15 protein-coding genes are annotated in these 17,119 nt (G+C 47.8%); all 15 read left to right on the top strand.

Annotation, left to right across the window (positions count from 1 at the left end):
* Positions 1-5: 5 nt before the first annotated feature.
* The 15 genes from CF168_RS17855 to CF168_RS17785 all read left to right on the top strand — a co-directional run bounded on the left by CF168_RS17855 (position 6) and on the right by CF168_RS17785 (position 17,087).
* Positions 6-1,397 carry an N-acetylmuramoyl-L-alanine amidase gene (locus CF168_RS17855; RefSeq protein ID WP_089068523.1) on the top strand — a complete coding sequence of 464 codons (1,392 nt, stop codon included), beginning with the start codon at positions 6-8 and terminating at the stop codon, positions 1,395-1,397.
* Positions 1,354-3,345, top strand: a complete 1,992-nt coding sequence (gene mutL / locus CF168_RS17850; RefSeq protein WP_430980679.1) for a DNA mismatch repair endonuclease MutL — start codon at positions 1,354-1,356, stop codon at positions 3,343-3,345. The genes CF168_RS17855 and mutL overlap by 44 nt, the downstream gene beginning before the upstream one ends.
* Entirely contained in the window at positions 3,338-4,264 is a 927-nt protein-coding gene (gene miaA / locus CF168_RS17845; RefSeq protein ID WP_089068521.1) for a tRNA (adenosine(37)-N6)-dimethylallyltransferase MiaA, read from the top strand. The genes mutL and miaA overlap by 8 nt, the downstream gene beginning before the upstream one ends.
* Positions 4,265-4,356: 92 nt before the next feature.
* Positions 4,357-4,629: an RNA chaperone Hfq gene (hfq, locus tag CF168_RS17840; RefSeq protein WP_011070934.1), complete on the top strand. Its 273-nt coding sequence runs from the start codon at positions 4,357-4,359 to the stop codon at positions 4,627-4,629.
* A 24-nt stretch (positions 4,630-4,653) separates the two neighbouring features.
* A complete protein-coding gene (gene hflX / locus CF168_RS17835) occupies positions 4,654-5,961 on the top strand; it encodes a ribosome rescue GTPase HflX (RefSeq protein WP_086904174.1) in 1,308 nt (435 codons plus the stop codon).
* A gap of 36 nt (positions 5,962-5,997) precedes the next feature.
* Positions 5,998-7,143 carry an FtsH protease activity modulator HflK gene (hflK, locus tag CF168_RS17830; RefSeq protein ID WP_011715790.1) on the top strand — a complete coding sequence of 382 codons (1,146 nt, stop codon included), beginning with the start codon at positions 5,998-6,000 and terminating at the stop codon, positions 7,141-7,143.
* A 3-nt stretch (positions 7,144-7,146) separates the two neighbouring features.
* A complete protein-coding gene (gene hflC, locus CF168_RS17825) occupies positions 7,147-8,040 on the top strand; it encodes a protease modulator HflC (RefSeq protein ID WP_086904175.1) in 894 nt (297 codons plus the stop codon).
* Between the two features lie 367 nt (positions 8,041-8,407).
* Positions 8,408-8,998 carry a ubiquinol-cytochrome c reductase iron-sulfur subunit gene (gene petA / locus CF168_RS17820; protein WP_011715792.1) on the top strand — a complete coding sequence of 197 codons (591 nt, stop codon included), beginning with the start codon at positions 8,408-8,410 and terminating at the stop codon, positions 8,996-8,998.
* Entirely contained in the window at positions 8,998-10,212 is a 1,215-nt protein-coding gene (locus tag CF168_RS17815) for a cytochrome b (RefSeq protein ID WP_011715793.1), read from the top strand. The genes petA and CF168_RS17815 overlap by 1 nt, the downstream gene beginning before the upstream one ends.
* The gene (locus tag CF168_RS17810; protein WP_086904177.1) at positions 10,212-10,910 is read left to right on the top strand and encodes a cytochrome c1; all 699 of its coding nucleotides are present in this window, start codon (positions 10,212-10,214) and stop codon (positions 10,908-10,910) included. The genes CF168_RS17815 and CF168_RS17810 overlap by 1 nt, the downstream gene beginning before the upstream one ends.
* A gap of 96 nt (positions 10,911-11,006) precedes the next feature.
* Entirely contained in the window at positions 11,007-11,636 is a 630-nt protein-coding gene (sspA, locus tag CF168_RS17805) for a stringent starvation protein SspA (RefSeq protein WP_011715795.1), read from the top strand.
* Positions 11,636-12,073 carry a ClpXP protease specificity-enhancing factor gene (locus CF168_RS17800; RefSeq protein WP_011715796.1) on the top strand — a complete coding sequence of 146 codons (438 nt, stop codon included), beginning with the start codon at positions 11,636-11,638 and terminating at the stop codon, positions 12,071-12,073. The genes sspA and CF168_RS17800 overlap by 1 nt, the downstream gene beginning before the upstream one ends.
* Positions 12,074-12,229: 156 nt before the next feature.
* Positions 12,230-12,811 (top strand): anthranilate synthase component II, encoded by a 582-nt coding sequence (locus CF168_RS17795; protein ID WP_089068520.1) that lies wholly within the window; start codon positions 12,230-12,232, stop codon positions 12,809-12,811.
* Positions 12,812-13,261: 450 nt separating this feature from the next.
* Positions 13,262-15,742 carry a S9 family peptidase gene (locus CF168_RS17790; protein ID WP_089068519.1) on the top strand — a complete coding sequence of 827 codons (2,481 nt, stop codon included), beginning with the start codon at positions 13,262-13,264 and terminating at the stop codon, positions 15,740-15,742.
* Between the two features lie 199 nt (positions 15,743-15,941).
* Entirely contained in the window at positions 15,942-17,087 is a 1,146-nt protein-coding gene (locus CF168_RS17785) for an HDOD domain-containing protein (protein WP_089068518.1), read from the top strand.
* The last annotated feature ends 32 nt before the right edge of the window (positions 17,088-17,119 follow it).

Below are 17,119 nucleotides of genomic sequence, written 5' to 3'. Positions count from 1 at the left end.
CAAAGATGACTAAAAATAAGCATTACTTTCAAACTATTACTTTTTTCCTGTGCGCTTTTTTTGCTGTAGCAGCCCACGCGGCTAACCAGCTTGAGGGCGTGCGTATTTGGGCTGCCCCCGAGTCGACTCGGGTGGTGTTCGATTTGAGCGAAGCGCCTAATTACACTTATTTTTCCCTCGAAGGACCCAATCGTTTAGTGGTCGATCTGAAAAAGGCTTCGACAAAACTGAGCCTGAAAAATATCGATAACAACAGTAAATTGGTTAGAGGGGTTCGCGTCAGCAAATCACCCACTAAAGGTGATTTACGTTTGGTGATCGATCTGGTTAAGCCATTAAATGCTAACCTGTTTTCCCTACCAGTGACGGCGCCATATGGTAATCGTCTGGTGGTCGATCTCGAGGATAAAACCTTAACCACGGCGACCGCTGTCGTCAGTTCAACTCCCGTTAAAACGGTGACTCAATCGGCGCAATCGTCCCGCGATATTGTGGTGGCCATTGATGCGGGTCATGGTGGTGATGATCCTGGTTCTATTGGGCCTTCAGGTGTTTACGAGAAAAAAGTCGCACTGGAAATAGCAAAAAGAGTGGCCAGTAAGATCAACGACACGCCGGGTATGCGCGCCGTGATGATCCGTACCGGCGATTACTTTGTGAATTTGAACAAGCGCTCCGAGCTTGCCCGTAACAGTAAAGCCGATTTACTGATTTCTATCCACGCCGATGCCTTTACCTCGCCCCAGCCAAAGGGGGCGTCAGTGTGGGTATTGTCGATGCGCCGCGCGAACAGTGAAATTGGTCGTTGGTTAGAGCAAAAAGAGAAACACTCAGAACTCTTGGGTGGTGCAGGGGAAATTATCCAAAATACCGATAATGAACAGTATCTTGCAATGACTCTGCTCGACATGTCTATGAACAGTTCGATGGCTATAGGTCACTCTGTTGCTGGGGATATTTTGAAGGATCTCGGGTCTGTGACTGAGCTACATAAGAGTCGCCCTGAGTCTGCTAGCCTTGCTGTATTAAAATCCCCCGATATTCCCTCCATTCTGGTGGAGACAGGATTTATCTCGAATCCGAAGGAAGAGCGCTTGCTCAACAGCAGTCGCCATCAGGAAAGTATCGCAACCGCTATCCATAAGGGCGTTAGCCGTTATTTCCACAATAACCCGCCAGCAGACACCTTGCTCGCGAAGCGTAATAGCGGTGGCACAACGGCCAGCACGAGCGCGAAATCATCCTCGGGAAATATTAAACACAAGGTGAGCCGCGGCGAGTCGCTTTCGGCAATTGCTCAGCGTTATCAAGTGCCTATGGCCAGCATTAAGCGCGCCAATGGCATGAAGACGGATGTGGTACAACTCGGGCAAACACTCGTCATTCCTGAGAGTTAATAGGATGAAGTCTATGGGGATCCAGATCCTTCCGCCGCAACTAGCCAACCAAATCGCCGCCGGAGAGGTGGTCGAACGGCCTGCTTCTGTGGTGAAGGAACTTGTCGAGAACAGCCTAGATGCTGGGGCGACGCGTATCGATATCGAAATCGATAAGGGCGGCAGCAAGCTGATTAAGATCCGCGACAATGGTTCGGGGATCCCAAAGGATGAGCTGGCCTTAGCCTTGTCGCGCCATGCTACCTCGAAATTGCATTCCCTTGACGACCTTGAAGCCATCCTCAGCTTTGGCTTTCGCGGCGAGGCATTGGCGAGTATCAGCTCTGTGTCCCGCTTAACCTTGACCTCGCGTACGGCCGAGCAAACGGAAGCCTGGCAGGCTTATGCCGAAGGCGTCGACATGGCGGTTAAGGTGATGCCGGCCGCCCATCCTGTTGGTTCAACTATCGAAGTTGTCGACCTGTTCTTTAATACGCCCGCCCGTAGACGTTTTCTTAAAAGCGATAAAACCGAATTTACCCATATCGATGAATGGTTAAAACGCATTGCGTTAGTGCGTGGGGATATCCACTTTACCTTGACCCACAATGGCAAAACCGTACGTAACTATCGTCCGGCGATGAATGAGCCGCAGTATTTGCAGCGATTGACTCAGGTTGCTGGACGCCAATTTGCCGATGAGGCGTTGCGGGTAGAATGCCAACACGACGACCTACGTTTAAGTGGTTATTTACAGTCGCCTTGGTCAACGGTGTTAACCGACACCCATTACTTTTATGTGAATGGCCGCTTAGTGCGCGACCGTTTAGTCAATCATGCGGTGCGCCAAGCATTTGCCCAAAAAGCCGAGGTCGAACAGCCGGGTTATGTGTTGATGCTGGATATCGATCCCCATCAGGTAGATGTGAACGTGCATCCGGCGAAACACGAAGTGCGCTTTCATCAGAGCCGTTATGTGCATGATTATATTCTGCAGGCACTGCAATCGGCGCTCGAAGAAGCGGGTGAACTGGGTTTTGAGCATCCTTTCGAGCCAAGTTCGCCACAGGTTAGGGATGAGGTCTCTCTCTCCGAATCTGGGACGCAGACACAAACAGAGCATCATGCCTTCGAGCTGCAATCGCCTGAGTCTAAAACGCATTCAACTAGGAATGAAGCTTCACGTGTTGATACTTCTCGCGTCGAGATATCACGGGATTCTCAGCTTACTGAGCGTACTCGGGATATTGCTAGCGCGCGTCCGTATTCTGGCGTGCAAAGCAATGCCTACGGCAGTATGGCGGTTCCGCGGGAGTCTCGCAGTGGTTCGACAGGGGAAAATCGTGCCCGAGCCGAGCTTCCTTCTAAGGCGGCTATCGCCAGTTACGGCGAATTATTGCAAACGCCATCCTATAGCGTGCAGGACAAGCCGTATCAACCCGTGCTTGCAATGCCCGCCATACTCAATGGTCAATATTGGGTATTAGCGCAGGGGCAAAACTTGAGTCTGTTGCCGATTCAATCTGTGGCGTTAGCGACACGTAGCCATGAGATAGAAACAAAGCTGGCAACTGGTTTGATAGGTCAGCCATTATTGATGCCAGTGTCGATAGCCGCCGATACGGATTGGCCAGCATTACTCGAAGAACATGAAACACTTATCCGGCAATTAGGATTAGAACTAACAATTCGCTATCAGCAGTTGATAATCAAAAAAGTGCCCCCATATCTCAGGGATAGCCAGTTAGCGAAGGTGATCCCCGAGTGGTTGCAATCGCTACGTTTTGAAGCACCAGCACCTAATGCATTGGCTGTGTGGCTGGCAGAGCAGAGCTTAACTGGATTTACCTCGGCTGCGGATATTTGGGCGGCCTATAGTCAGTTAACTGAAGAGAAAAGACAGCAAATTGCCGATAAAGCAGTATCCTTACCTTGGCAATCGTGGCTAGAAGAGCAAGCAATTGAATAAAGAATTACAGCCAAAAGTGGTTTTTTTGATGGGACCAACGGCGTCCGGAAAAACCGCTTTAGCACTCGAATTAGCCGAAAAGCATAATTGTGAGATTATCTCGGTTGATTCAGCATTGATCTATCGTGGCATGGACATTGGCAGTGCTAAGCCCTCTGCCGAGGAATTAGCGCGAGGTCCGCATCGACTGATCGACATCCGCGATCCGGCAGAGAGCTACTCCGCCGCCGATTTTAGAGCCGATGCGCTGCGCGAGATTGAACAGATTATTAGCATGGGAAAGACCCCCGTATTAGTGGGCGGCACCATGATGTACTTTAAGGCGTTATTAGAAGGATTATCGCCGTTACCGAGTGCCGATGAGGCGATTCGGGCCGATATTCAAGCCGAAGCGGACGCAAACGGATGGGAAGCACTGCACGCGCAATTAAGGGAGATAGATCCCGTATCGGCAGAAAGAATTCATCCTAATGATCCACAAAGGCTTTCAAGAGCGATAGAAGTATATAGAATAAGCGGTAAGAGTCTGACCGAGTTAACTCAAACCAAGTCGGCTCCTTTACCCTACGATGTGGTGCAATTTGCCATTGCGCCCCGTGAGCGCAAAGTGCTGCATGAGTTAATCGGGCAGCGTTTTCGGATAATGTTAGAGCAAGGTTTTATTGATGAAGTCGCCCAGCTGAAAGCGAGAGGTGACCTACATTTAGATTTGCCCTCAATGCGTTGCGTGGGATATCGACAATGTTGGCAGTATCTCGATGGTGAATTTGACTATGATACTATGGTCGAAAAAGCCGTTGCCGCTACTAGGCAATTAGCTAAGCGTCAATTAACATGGTTGCGTAGTTGGCCAGAGTTGAATTGGCTTGAAAGTGGTGCTGAGGGGAATTTAGTTACACTTATGCGTCAATGCCGCTAGCTTATTAGCCCTTGCTGTATAATACTAAAACTAAACAAAAAACTTCACTGATAACGATTTATTTTTATATAAATTAAAAAGGAAATAATAAAATGGCTAAGGGGCAATCTTTACAAGACCCATTTTTGAACGCACTACGCCGCGAGCGCGTTCCTGTATCAATTTACTTGGTAAACGGCATTAAACTCCAAGGACAGGTAGAGTCGTTTGATCAGTTTGTCATTCTGTTGAAAAACACAGTGAGCCAAATGGTTTACAAACACGCTATTTCTACCGTAGTACCTGCTCGTCCATTTAACGTTGCTGGCCATCAAAATGCCCAGGGCGGTTATGGCGCGCAAGACGATATGCCAAGTGGCGAATAAGTTTTAGTTTGAGGAGTTTGCTTCTTGTTTGATCGTTATGAGGCGGGAGAAACAGCGGTTCTTGTCCATATCGACTTTTCCGATGAGGAACGCCGAGAAGACTTAGTCGAGTTACAGCTATTAGTAGAATCAGCTGGAGCACGCTCAGTCGGGGTCATTACTGGAAGTCGACGCTCACCAGACCGTAAGTTTTTTATTGGTTCTGGTAAAGCCGAGGAGTTAGCTGCATTAGTGGCTGCTACTGAGGCTAATGTGGTTATTTTCAATCACGCCTTGAGTCCTGCTCAAGAGCGAAACCTTGAACAGGTGTGTCAGTGCCGAGTATTGGACCGAACCACGCTGATCTTGGATATTTTCGCTCAACGTGCTCGGACCCATGAAGGTAAGTTACAGGTGGAGCTAGCGCAATTGCGCCACATGTCGACGCGTCTTGTGCGTGGTTGGACTCACCTTGAGCGCCAAAAAGGCGGTATCGGTTTACGTGGTCCGGGTGAAACCCAGCTAGAAACCGATAGACGTTTGCTCAGGGGCCGCATTAAAAATATCAATAAACGCTTAGAGCGTGTTGATAAACAACGTGAGCAGAGTCGCCGCGCCCGTAAGCGTAGTGACATGCCAACAGTCTCATTAGTGGGTTATACCAACGCGGGCAAGTCAACGCTGTTTAATGCCTTAACCTCATCTGATGTTTATGCAGCCGACCAGCTATTTGCCACACTCGATCCCACATTGAGAAAGTTAGATCTGCCCGACGGTGCCGTGATTTTAGCGGATACTGTAGGTTTTATTCGCCATTTACCACACGATCTGGTTGCCGCGTTTAAGGCAACATTGCAGGAAACGCGTCAAGCGGAATTGCTGCTTCATATTGTTGATTGTGCTGATGAAAACATGGCGGATAACTTCGAGCAGGTGCAAAACGTGCTCGAAGATATTGATGCTGCCGAAGTGATGCAGTTGGTCGTTTGTAATAAAATCGACCTGCTTGAGGATGTTGCGCCGCGCATTGAATACGATGAACGTGGTAAGCCGGTACGCGTCTGGCTTTCGGCACAAAAACGTTTGGGATTTGATCTGCTCCTGAAGGCGATCACCGAGTTAATTGGTGAAGTCATTCATGAGTTTACACTTAAGATTCCGGCAACTGCTGGACATTATCTTGGCCAGTTTTATCGACTGGATGCGATACAGCAGAAAGAGTACGACGATCTGGGGAACTGTATTTTGTCTGTTCGTTTATCGGATGCCGATTGGCGCCGATTAGCTAAACAGAGTCAGGGTGAGTTAGAAACCTTTATCTTCGATCCGTCGACAGAAAAGGCTGTTTGTTAATAATCTAATTTATTTCATCCACTTATGGAGTGCTAAATGGCTTGGAACGAGCCCGGTAACAAGGGTAATGATCCTTGGGGAAATAAAGGTGGTAACGACAAAGGACCACCAGACCTTGATGAGGTTTTTCGTAATCTTTCAAAACGCTTTGGCGGCAAAGGCAATGGCTCATCAGGCCAGAGCTTTAGTTCGTTCAGCTTAATCATCATTCTTGCCATCGCTTTTGTTGTTTGGGGACTCTCGGGTTTTTACACCATTAAAGAAGCTGAGCGTGGTGTTGCGCTGCGTTTTGGTCAGCACATTGGTGAGGTGGGACCTGGTCTGCATTGGAAGGCTACGTTTATCGACCAGATTTATCCCGTTGATGTGCAGTCTGTTCGCTCCATTCCTGCTTCTGGCAGCATGTTGACCTCAGATGAAAACGTCGTGAAGGTCGAGTTGGACGTACAGTATCGTATTCTAGATGCGTACTCTTATCTGTTCAGTGCCGTTGATGCGAATGCCAGCTTACGTGAAGCCACAGACAGTGCGCTGCGTTATGTCATTGGCCACAACAAGATGGACGATATTCTGACCACAGGTCGTGATGCGATTCGTCGCGATACTTGGAAAGAACTCGAGCGCATCATTGAGCCGTACAAATTAGGCTTAGCCATTGTTGACGTTAACTTTTTGCCTGCTCGTCCACCTGAAGAAGTGAAAGATGCTTTCGATGATGCGATTGCGGCGCAAGAAGACGAACAACGCTTTATCCGTGAAGCCGAAGCTTATGCTCGTGAAGTTGAGCCTAAAGCGCGCGGTGAAGTTGAGCGTATGGCGCAACAAGCGAATGCCTATAAAGAGCGTGAAATTCTTGAGGCTCGCGGTAAAGTGGCTCGTTTCGAGTTGCTGTTACCAGAGTACCAAGCGGCACCTGAAGTGACCCGTAAGCGTTTGTATCTCGATGCAATGCAGCAGGTGATGACAGATACCAACAAGGTGCTTATCGACGCCAAGAACAATGGCAATTTAATGTATTTGCCTTTAGACAAGTTAATGAAAGAGAAGCCTGTGACTACGCCAGAGGTTGAGCATAAGGCTCAGCAGAACGTCAATTCTTCATCTATGTCAACGACTCGCATTGGTGAGCCTTTGAGTGGACGCCCTTCTCGCGAGGACCGTGCTCGCCAAGGGAGGGAGTAATCCATGGGTAGATTAGGTATTGTTCTGATTGCCATCGTATTAGGCATAGGTCTGTCATCTGTGATGGTGGTTAACGAAGGCGAGCGAGCGATTGTGGCGCGTTTCGGTGAAATCGTTAAAGACAACGTTGACGGCAAACCAGTGACCCGCGTTTTCGCCCCAGGCATACACTTTAAAGTGCCTGTGATCGATAAAGTGAAGTTACTCGATGCGCGTATCCAAACCTTAGATGGTGCGGCCGATCGTTTTGTTACCTCTGAGAAAAAAGATTTGATGGTCGACTCCTATGTGAAGTGGCGTATTTTCGACTTCGAAAAATACTACCTCTCCACTAACGGCGGGATTAAGTCGAATGCTGAGACCTTACTACAACGTAAGATCAACAACGATTTACGTACCGAGTTTGGTCGTCGCACTATCAAGGAAATCGTTTCTGGTAAACGCGATGAGTTGCAAAATGATGCGTTAGAAAACGCCTCTGAAAGCGCTAAAGACTTAGGTATTGAAGTGGTTGACGTGCGTGTGAAGCAAATCAACCTACCCGCAAACGTGAGTAACAGTATTTACCAACGTATGCGTGCCGAGCGTCAAGCGGTTGCCAAAGAGCATAGAGCACAGGGTAAAGAGCAGTCTGAAATCATTCGCGCCACGATTGATGCCAACGTGACCGTGAAGATTGCCGAAGCCGAGCGTAAAGCTTTAACCATCCGTGGTGAAGGTGATGCGCAAGCTGCGAAGATTTACTCTGACGCTTACAGTAAAGATCCTGAGTTCTTCAGCTTCTTACGTAGCTTAGATGCTTACCGTGCGAGCTTCTCCGGTAACTCTGATGTGATGGTATTAGAACCAGATAGCGAATTCTTCAAATATATGAAGAGCACTTCACCTAAGAAGTAAGCAATCAGAAATGTATTGAAATGGGTCCTGAAAAAGGGCCCTTTTTTTTATCTGCAGGAAAACGTAAAGTTGCAAAATGAGAGTTGGAGTTATATTAGCGATGCATGGATTATGCCGACCTCACAGACCATTTGCTCAAAAAGTATATCAAAACGATTAAAATCGCTTAATAGTTGTGCTTTTTTTGTCCGTTTTATAAAAAACACGCAATCTCCCTAACTTAGTTGAGTGTTTTCACTATGATCTGCTTCTAATTTTTAGCTATAATGAGCCCCGCTTCAAACTTCGATTTTTGCCCATGGTGATAACTAGGGGGCAGAAAGTCTTTGAAAAACAAAAATTCCAACACCCTCTGGGAGATAAGTGGATGAGCAATGCGCCAGTCGATACCGGACGTCGCAGATTCCTGACAGCCGCAACCGCCGTAGTAGGTGGTGCTGGTGCCGTCGCTGTAGCGGTTCCTTTCATCAAGTCATGGAATCCGAGTGCCAAGGCGAAAGCTGCAGGTGCGCCGGTAGAAGTAAATATCAGTAAAATTGAGCCAGGTCAGCTGATCCGTGTTGAATGGCGTGGAAAACCTGTATGGGTTGTCCGTCGCACAGAAGCAGTGATTAATGAACTGCCAACACACGACGATAAGCTAAGAGATCCAGCGTCTGCAGAAATGCAACAACCTGAATATGCAACAAATCCTCTGCGTTCTATTAAGCCAGAGTATTTTATTGCCGTCGGTATTTGTACCCACCTAGGATGTTCACCAACTTATTTACCAGATTCATTTGGTGAGCAAGTTCAAGGCGTGACTTCTGGTTTCTTCTGTCCATGTCATGGTTCTAAGTTCGATATGGCGGGCCGCGTATTCCAAGGCGTTCCAGCTCCATTGAACCTAGTTATCCCTCCACATCAATACGTTGATGATGGCACCGTTATCATCGGTGTAGATAAAGGAGTGGCGTAATGGTTAAGAATTTAATTAATTGGATCGATGCGCGTATCCCAATGACGGCGACTTATAACCGTCACGTGGGTCAGTATGCGACGCCAACTAACTTTAACTTCTGGTACTTCTTCGGTTCATTAGCCATGTTGGTATTGGTTAACCAATTACTGACGGGTATCTGGTTGACCATGAACTATGTACCAACAGCAGAAGGTGCGTTCGCCTCTGTTGAATACATCATGCGTGACGTAGAGTACGGCTGGTTATTGCGTTATATGCACTCAACTGGTGCGTCTGCATTCTTCGTGGTGATCTACTTACATATGTTCCGTGGTCTGATTTACGGTTCATATCAAAAGCCTAGAGAGCTACTGTGGCTATTCGGTATGTTGATTTTCCTCGTGCTGATGGCTGAAGCCTTTATGGGTTACTTGCTTCCATGGGGACAAATGTCTTACTGGGGCGCGCAGGTAATTATTTCTCTGTTCGGTGCTATCCCTGTTATTGGTGATGACTTAACCCTGTGGATCCGTGGTGACTACGTGATCTCTGGCGCGACACTGAACCGTTTCTTCGCTCTTCACGTTATTGCACTGCCATTAGTGTTAGTGGTTTTAGTGTTCTTACACTTAATCGCTCTGCATGAAGTGGGTTCAAACAACCCAGACGGTATCGAAATCAAGAAGAACAAAGACGAAAATGGCTGGCCAGTTGATGGTATTCCATTCCACCCATACTACACAGTTAAAGACATTATGGGTGTTGCGGGCTTCCTGATCGTATTCTGTTACGTACTGTTCTTCATCCCTGAAGGCGGCGGTTACTTCCTTGAGAAGCCAAACTTTGAAGCGGCTAACCCAATGAAGACACCAGAGCACATTGCACCTGTATGGTACTTCACTCCGTTCTACGCCATCTTACGTGCTGTTCCCGATAAATTGGGCGGTGTGGTAATGATGGGTCTGTCGATTGCAGTACTGTTTGTATTGCCTTGGTTAGACCGTTGTAAAGTGAAGTCAATTCGCTACCGCAGCACGCTGCACAAGTTGAACATCGCTCAGTTCGCTGTATCGTTCATCGTCTTAGGTTACTTAGGCGCTGTACCTGCAACACCAGAGCTGACTATTGTTGCACGTATCTTCACTGTGACGTATTTCGGCTACTTCTTATTACTGTGGTTATACAGCAAAAATGAGAAAACTAAGCCTGTTCCAGCGAGGTTGACACACTAATGAAAAAATTACTGATTGCATTAGTTACATTGATCCCGACGCTGGCAATGGCCGCGAGTGGACACAATGTACATTTAGAAAAAGCCAATGTTGATCTGCATGATAAGGCTTCTTTAGAGCGTGGTTTGGATATGTTCCAACACTATTGCTCTGGTTGTCACAGCACTCAGTATCAACGCTATGAGCGTGTGGCGAACGATCTCGGTATTTCTGCCGATGATATGCGTAGCAAGTACATGTTTACCGATGCCAAAATCGGTGAGCTGATGCAAAACGCGATTCCACACAAAGATGCGGCTAAGTGGTTCGGTGCAACTCCACCAGACTTAACCTTAGTAGCACGCGTTCGTGGCGAAGATTGGGTGTATTCATACCTCAAAGGCTTCTACAAAGACCCAAGCCGTCCATTCGGCGTAAACAACACTGTCTTCCCATCTGTGGGCATGCCACATGTTCTTGAAGAACTGCAAGGCACACCTGTTAAGCAAGAAGATGGCACTATTGTGGTCTCTGGTGGTAAGTTAAATGCAGAAGAGTACGACCAAGCAGTTCGTGATATCACTGGCTTCTTAGTCTATTCGGCTGAACCTGTTAAGTTAGAGCGTAAAGCGCTAGGTTGGTGGGTACTTGGATTCCTGTTTATCTTCTTTATTGTGGCCTACCTCTTGAAGAAAGAGTACTGGAAAGATGTACACTAGGCACCAATAACGGGTAAAATATAGTATCCGCATAGTGTAAACGGGGGGCATTGCCCCTCGTTTACTTTTGTTTTATTTCGACTCTGGAGGGTATCAATGGCTGTTGCTGCCAACAAACGCTCTGTCATGACACTGTTTTCAGGTGCTGATGATCTGTATAGCCATCAAGTGCGTATCGTGTTAGCTGAGAAAGGGGTTACTGTTGATGTTTTACAGGTCGACCCAAACGAAATGCCTGAAGATTTACTTGAAGTAAATCCTTATAACTCAGTGCCAACCTTGTTAGATCGTGAGCTCGTTCTGTATGAATCACGTATCATCATGGAATACTTGGATGAGCGTTTTCCTCATCCACCGTTGATGCCTGTTTACCCAGTATCTCGCGGCCAAAGCCGTTTGATGATGCACCGCATCGATACTGACTGGTACTCACTCGTTGACCGTATTCGCAAAGGCGATCGCGCTGAAGCTGCCCGTAAAGAACTGACTGAAAGTTTACTTTCAATCGCTCCAGTATTTGGTGAAATGCCTTACTTTATGAGCGAAGAATTCGGTTTAGCGGATTGCTACCTCGGCCCATTATTATGGCGTTTACCTGTACTAGGTATCGAGTTAGACAGCCGCGTAGCGAAAGACATCAAAGCCTACATGACACGTATTTTCGAGCGTGAATCATTTAAAGCTTCGTTGACTGAAGCTGAACGCGAAATGCGCATGGGAATGTAATGAAAGCGTTGACTCCAAATCGTCCTTATTTACTCAGGGCTTACTACGATTGGTTGATGGACAACCAATTAACGCCTCACGTTGTCGTGGATGCCTTTGTGAAAGGCACCCAAGTACCACAGCAGTACGTGAAGGATGGCCAGATCGTATTAAATATCGCGGCCAGCGCGGTGGGCAATTTGCAAATTGGTAATGAATTTGTGGAGTTCAATGCGCGTTTCGGTGGTGTACCTCAACAGGTATTATTGCCAATGGCCTCGATTGTGGCCATTTACGCCCGTGAAAATGGCGCAGGGACTGTCTTCGATATTGAAGATGCATACTTAGTCGAAGAGGAAGCAGAATCGACCTTGTCTGTTATCGAGACAAACGAGAAGCCAACCGAACCTACCGATGAGCCTCCTAAGCGTCGCAGTCATTTAACCTTAGTTAAATAGGTTAATTGCGCCCTGTTCTATACTCTTGAAAGCCAGTCTGTCGACTGGCTTTTTTATTGGATAAAGGTTTAATCCGCGCAAAGGCCTGTGGTAGCATTTGCGCCGCATTTCAGCCGTGGAATGCATCGACTTACCATTTGAGCCAATGGATTTTGTATGTTGCTAATGATCGACAATTACGACTCTTTCACCTTTAACTTAGTGCAGTATTTTCAGCAGTTAGGGCAAGAGATCGTGGTTAAACGCAATGATGAAATCAGCTTAGCGGAAATAGAGGCGCTGGCACCGAGCCATTTAGTCATCTCTCCCGGGCCTTGTTCGCCCAATGAAGCGGGGATTTCCCTCGCGGCGATTGAGCATTTTGCTACGCGTTTACCTATCCTAGGGGTGTGTTTAGGGCATCAAGCCATGGCGCAGGTGTTTGGTGCTAAGGTTGTGCGAGCGCAACGAGTGATGCATGGCAAAGTCAGTGCGATTGGCCATACAGGCGAGCGTCTGTTTAAAGGGTTAAATCAGCCATTAACGGTAACCCGCTACCATTCATTGTTGGTCGATGCTGTCCCTGAGGGATTTGTGTTAGATGCTTGGTTTGACGACCCAATCCATGGACGCGAAATTATGGCCATGAGTCATAAGCAGCTGCCACTCTTTGGTGTGCAATTTCACCCCGAGTCAATTTTGACCGAGCAAGGCCATGAATTGTTGGCAAACTTCTTGTCGCAATCGGCTTTGGCTTAATCGAAAAGATCCATTCAGTTCTAGGACGTGTTTACGTTTCAGGGTTATTTTTGCAGCTATGTGGCGGGTGTTTATGCAAGGCAAAGTCCGCGTAGTGTAGTTATTCTACATAAACGGACGATAACGCAGCAGAAACGCCCGCCAAACGCTGCCCGAAGGGTTCGTCTGGCAAGCTCTTGCTCTTACTTGCGGTAATTAGAGCTGCTCGTCATTTGAGTAGAATCACTACATTTCATTCCTCGTTTCGCGAGCACGAGCTTGCCTGAGCGAACAAAATTTAATTTCGAAACGTCAACACGCCCTAAGCTTTGTTACAAGATTTCTCCTCCTTTTAAGCAAACATGTCGCCTAAGTGTGATATAAATGCCGCCAAACTACGTCTAGCTGCGAGCGTTGTGGGGATAGTCCGCTGCGTTTGCAGGATTGCGATAACAATAAAAGGAAGGACTAATGAACAGCGTAATGCGAAATTTGGGTTTAAGTGCGTTAGCCGTTGCGGTATTGACGAGTTGCGCCGCCACCTCAACTGAAACGGCGACTCCCGCGACCACACCACAGGCTTATCAAGTCCCTTTAGCTCAGCCTCCCCAAGTTTCACAACCCCTTACGCTGAATCAAATTATGGCGAACCCCGATTGGATGGGGATTTTCGCTAAGGAAGCTTACTGGAGCGATGACAGCCAGAGCGTTTTCTTCGCCCGCCAACCTAGCGCATCGCCGCTACGCAATTATTATCAGCAGGGTATTAATGACAGCCGCGCCGTTGAACTGGCCATAGATAAACTACACGCGGCGGACCAACAGTTTGGTGTGTTAGACAGTGCTAAGGCCAATAAGGCGTATCTCTACCAAGGCAATATTTTTGTTAAGCATTTAAGCTCTGGCAAAATCACCCAGCTTACCCGCCAGCGCACTGCCATCAGTGGCCTGCGTTACCTTAACAATGGCGATATCGCCTATTGGCAAGGGGATAATGTTTTCCAAATCCATCAAGACAGTGGATTAGTGGAACAGCTGGCTGAAATCAAAATGGCGAAAGCGCCCGAGGGCGTGAAAGAGCCAAGCAGCTACTTAGCCAAGCAGCAGCACAGACTCATCCAATATGTGGCGTTGCAGCAAGAAAATGCTAAAGCCAAAGAACAGTTTAAGAACGAGCTGCAAAAGAGCGATCCAACCCTCGCCGCTAACACTTGGTATCTAGGGGATGCCGAGGTGGTGTCTGAGCTAAGTCTGTCGCCAGACGGTCGCTATCTGTTTGTCGCCCTTACCGATAAAAATTACACCGGCAGTAGTGAGCATGACATTATGCCAAACTACCTCGGTAGCGAAGGTTATATCGATCCTGTGCCCGTACGCGCCCGTGTTGCAGAAGATACGCCGCCTGGCCAACGCTTTGTGGTACTCGATCTCAATGAGCATAAACAGATTGATGTGACTATCGAAGGTCTAGCTGGCTTCGATGAGGACGTTTTAGCTAAGGTTAAGAGTGAAAACGCTAAGGCAAAAGGTGAGTCGTATCAAAGTACTAAGGCTCCCCGTAAAATCCAGCTGATGCAGGATTGGGGCTGGACTCAAAGCGCGATTCAATGGCATGAGTCTGAGGACAAGCTGGCGGTGATGGTCGAAGCGACCGATAACAAAGACCGCTGGATTGCCAGCGTCGATCTGGCAAAGGGCAAGTTTATTACCGAGCATCGCCTGCATGATGATGCTTGGGTGAACTACGACTATAACCAATTTGGCTGGTTACCAGGTACGGACACTCTGTACTATCTCTCTGAAGAAACAGGCTATTCCCAGCTTTATATCAAAGCCCGCGGCGAAAAGCCCCGCGCTTTGACTCAAGGTAAGTTTGTGGTGAGCGATATTACTCTCTCGCCCGATGCAAACTATATCTACTACAAGGCTAACCAAAGTCACCCTGGTATTTACAACGTTCACCGTGTGAATATCGCCTCGGGCAAAAATGAGCAATTAACCCAGTGGGACGGTAACTTAGATTACAGCTTAAGCCCCGATGGCACTAAGTTGCTGCTGAATGCCTCTCGCCGTACTCAGCCGAATGAGCTGTATGTTCAACCGATTGGCGGTGAGTTAAAACAACTCACGTCATACACCAGCGATGCTTTTAAGCAATATCCATGGCAAGCGCCCGAAGTGGTCGCCGTACCTTCTAACCATGGCGCTGGCCAAGTGTATGCGCGGGTTTATTTGCCGCAGGGTTACGACAAATCCCGCGCCGATAAATACCCCGCCGTTATCTTCAACCATGGTGCGGGCTACTTACAGAATGCCGATTATGGTTTCAGTGGTTACTTCCGTGAGTTTATGTTCCACAACCTACTGACTCAACAAGGTTATGTGGTGATGGACATGGATTACCGTGGTTCTAAAGGTTATGGCCGCGACTGGCGCACGGCGATTTATCGCAACATGGGTCACCCTGAAGTTGAAGACTTAAAAGACGGTGTAACTTGGATGGGCCAAAATGCCAACGTGGATATTAAGCGCGTCGGTACCTATGGCGGTTCTTACGGCGGCTTCTTAACCTTTATGTCCTTGTTTACTGAGCCGGAATTATTCCAAGCAGGCGCGGCACTGCGCCCTGTGGCGGATTGGGCACATTACAACGCGCCATACACCTCCAACATTTTAAACACACCGGATGTTGACCCTATCGCGTATGAGCGTAGCTCGCCTATCGAGCATGCCCAAGGTCTGACTAAGCCACTACTGATTATGAGTGGCGTGATGGATGACAACGTGTTCTTCCAAGATAGCGTGCGCATGGTGCAGCACCTTATCGAGCTGGAAAAACCTATGTTCGAAACCGCGATTTATCCGGTTGAGCCCCATGGTTTCCGTCAGCCATCGAGCTGGTTGGACGAATATCGCCGTATTTATAAGCTGTTTGAACAAGAGCTTAAGTAAATCTCGCGACAATATGAAGGCCTCAATATGAGGCCTTTTTGTTGTGTGGATTTCAGCGTCTGTGAATCCAATCTGGACTGTTAAATAGTAAGCGGTTTGCTTATTGCCAAGATTTAACCTATATGCTGAAATTGTCATGTTTTTAACGATTTTAGCGTATGCGCGCCACTTAGCACGGGCGAGATAGGAAAGATAAACTGTGGCGATATCGGTAGCGGGCGGCGTTAGACCCGGCAAAATTATAGAGATAGAGCATAGGCTCTATCAGCAACTTATTCTCGGTAAGCAAAAAGCCGGTCCTACCTTATTGGATGATTTAGACCGAGAACTTGAGGCCGATGCCAATAAGCTCGATGTCGAGCGAGAGGCGATTCTGTCGCGGCTACTCAAACAAATTCAGGCCCGCGAAGTCTTTGAGGCCATCTCAAATCAACTCACCGAAACGGTCAATAACGCCATTGAACATCAACTGGCATCCCCAGAGTTAGTGCTGGCGAAGTCGGAGATTAACGAATCACAGATCCTGTTGCTCGAGCTTTTACTAGCCAAAAATCTAGATGCGACGCGGTTAAGGCCTTTAATCAGTAATTTAAGTTGGTTATGCCGCGATTTAACCAATATGGTCAATAGCCCGGCATTTCGGGCGCGTCGCCCGCAAAGTTCCGATGTGCGCGTTACTGATATCAAATTAGTGATGAATTACATTGGCATCGAAAACCTGCGCACCATTATTCCTTACTTTTGCCTGCGCAATTGGCTGCCCAGTGGCAACGCTAAGTTACTCTGGACCACCCGCAAGCTGTGGCGCTACAGCATCGTCAGCGGAATAGCAGCGAATGCGTTAGCGCAGCTTCATAATACTGACTCAGCCCTAGTTTATAGTGCTGCATTAATGAATCAGTTAGGCACCTCGGTTGTGCTTAGTTTGAGCGCGCGTTTATTTGATAAGACTTGGGGAAATTGGATCCGCGAGGCCAGCTCGAGTCGCGATAAAGAAGTGTATGATGCGGTGATTGCCACTGAGTTTCCGGCTAAGGCGGTGTTTGAGCAAGTGCTGGCTCACGGGCACAAACTCAATTGGCAGCTATTAGAGTTACTGAAATTTGAGCATAACCCCTTAACCCTGTTGTTAAAGGAACTAGACCAAACCTTAACTTACCGCGAACTCTCGATGCCAGCCGCCATAGTGGCACGGGCGAATTGTTATGCTAAGGTGCTGTTGCTCGAGGAGATGCGCCAAATCGAGCCGCAGGAAAAACGCTTAATGTTCGATTATTACGAGCTGAGCGAACAGGAAGTGCTGCGCCTAAAAGCACAGAATTATCGGAAGTTGGATCTGCTGTGATCTGCACGCCGTTCCCATCGGTGTCCTATTGC

The organism is Shewanella bicestrii (genome assembly GCF_002216875.1).
GTDB classification, from domain to species: Bacteria; Pseudomonadota; Gammaproteobacteria; order Enterobacterales; family Shewanellaceae; genus Shewanella; species Shewanella seohaensis.
Note: the sequence above shows the minus strand (reverse complement) of the source record. Positions and strands in the feature narration are given on the sequence as shown.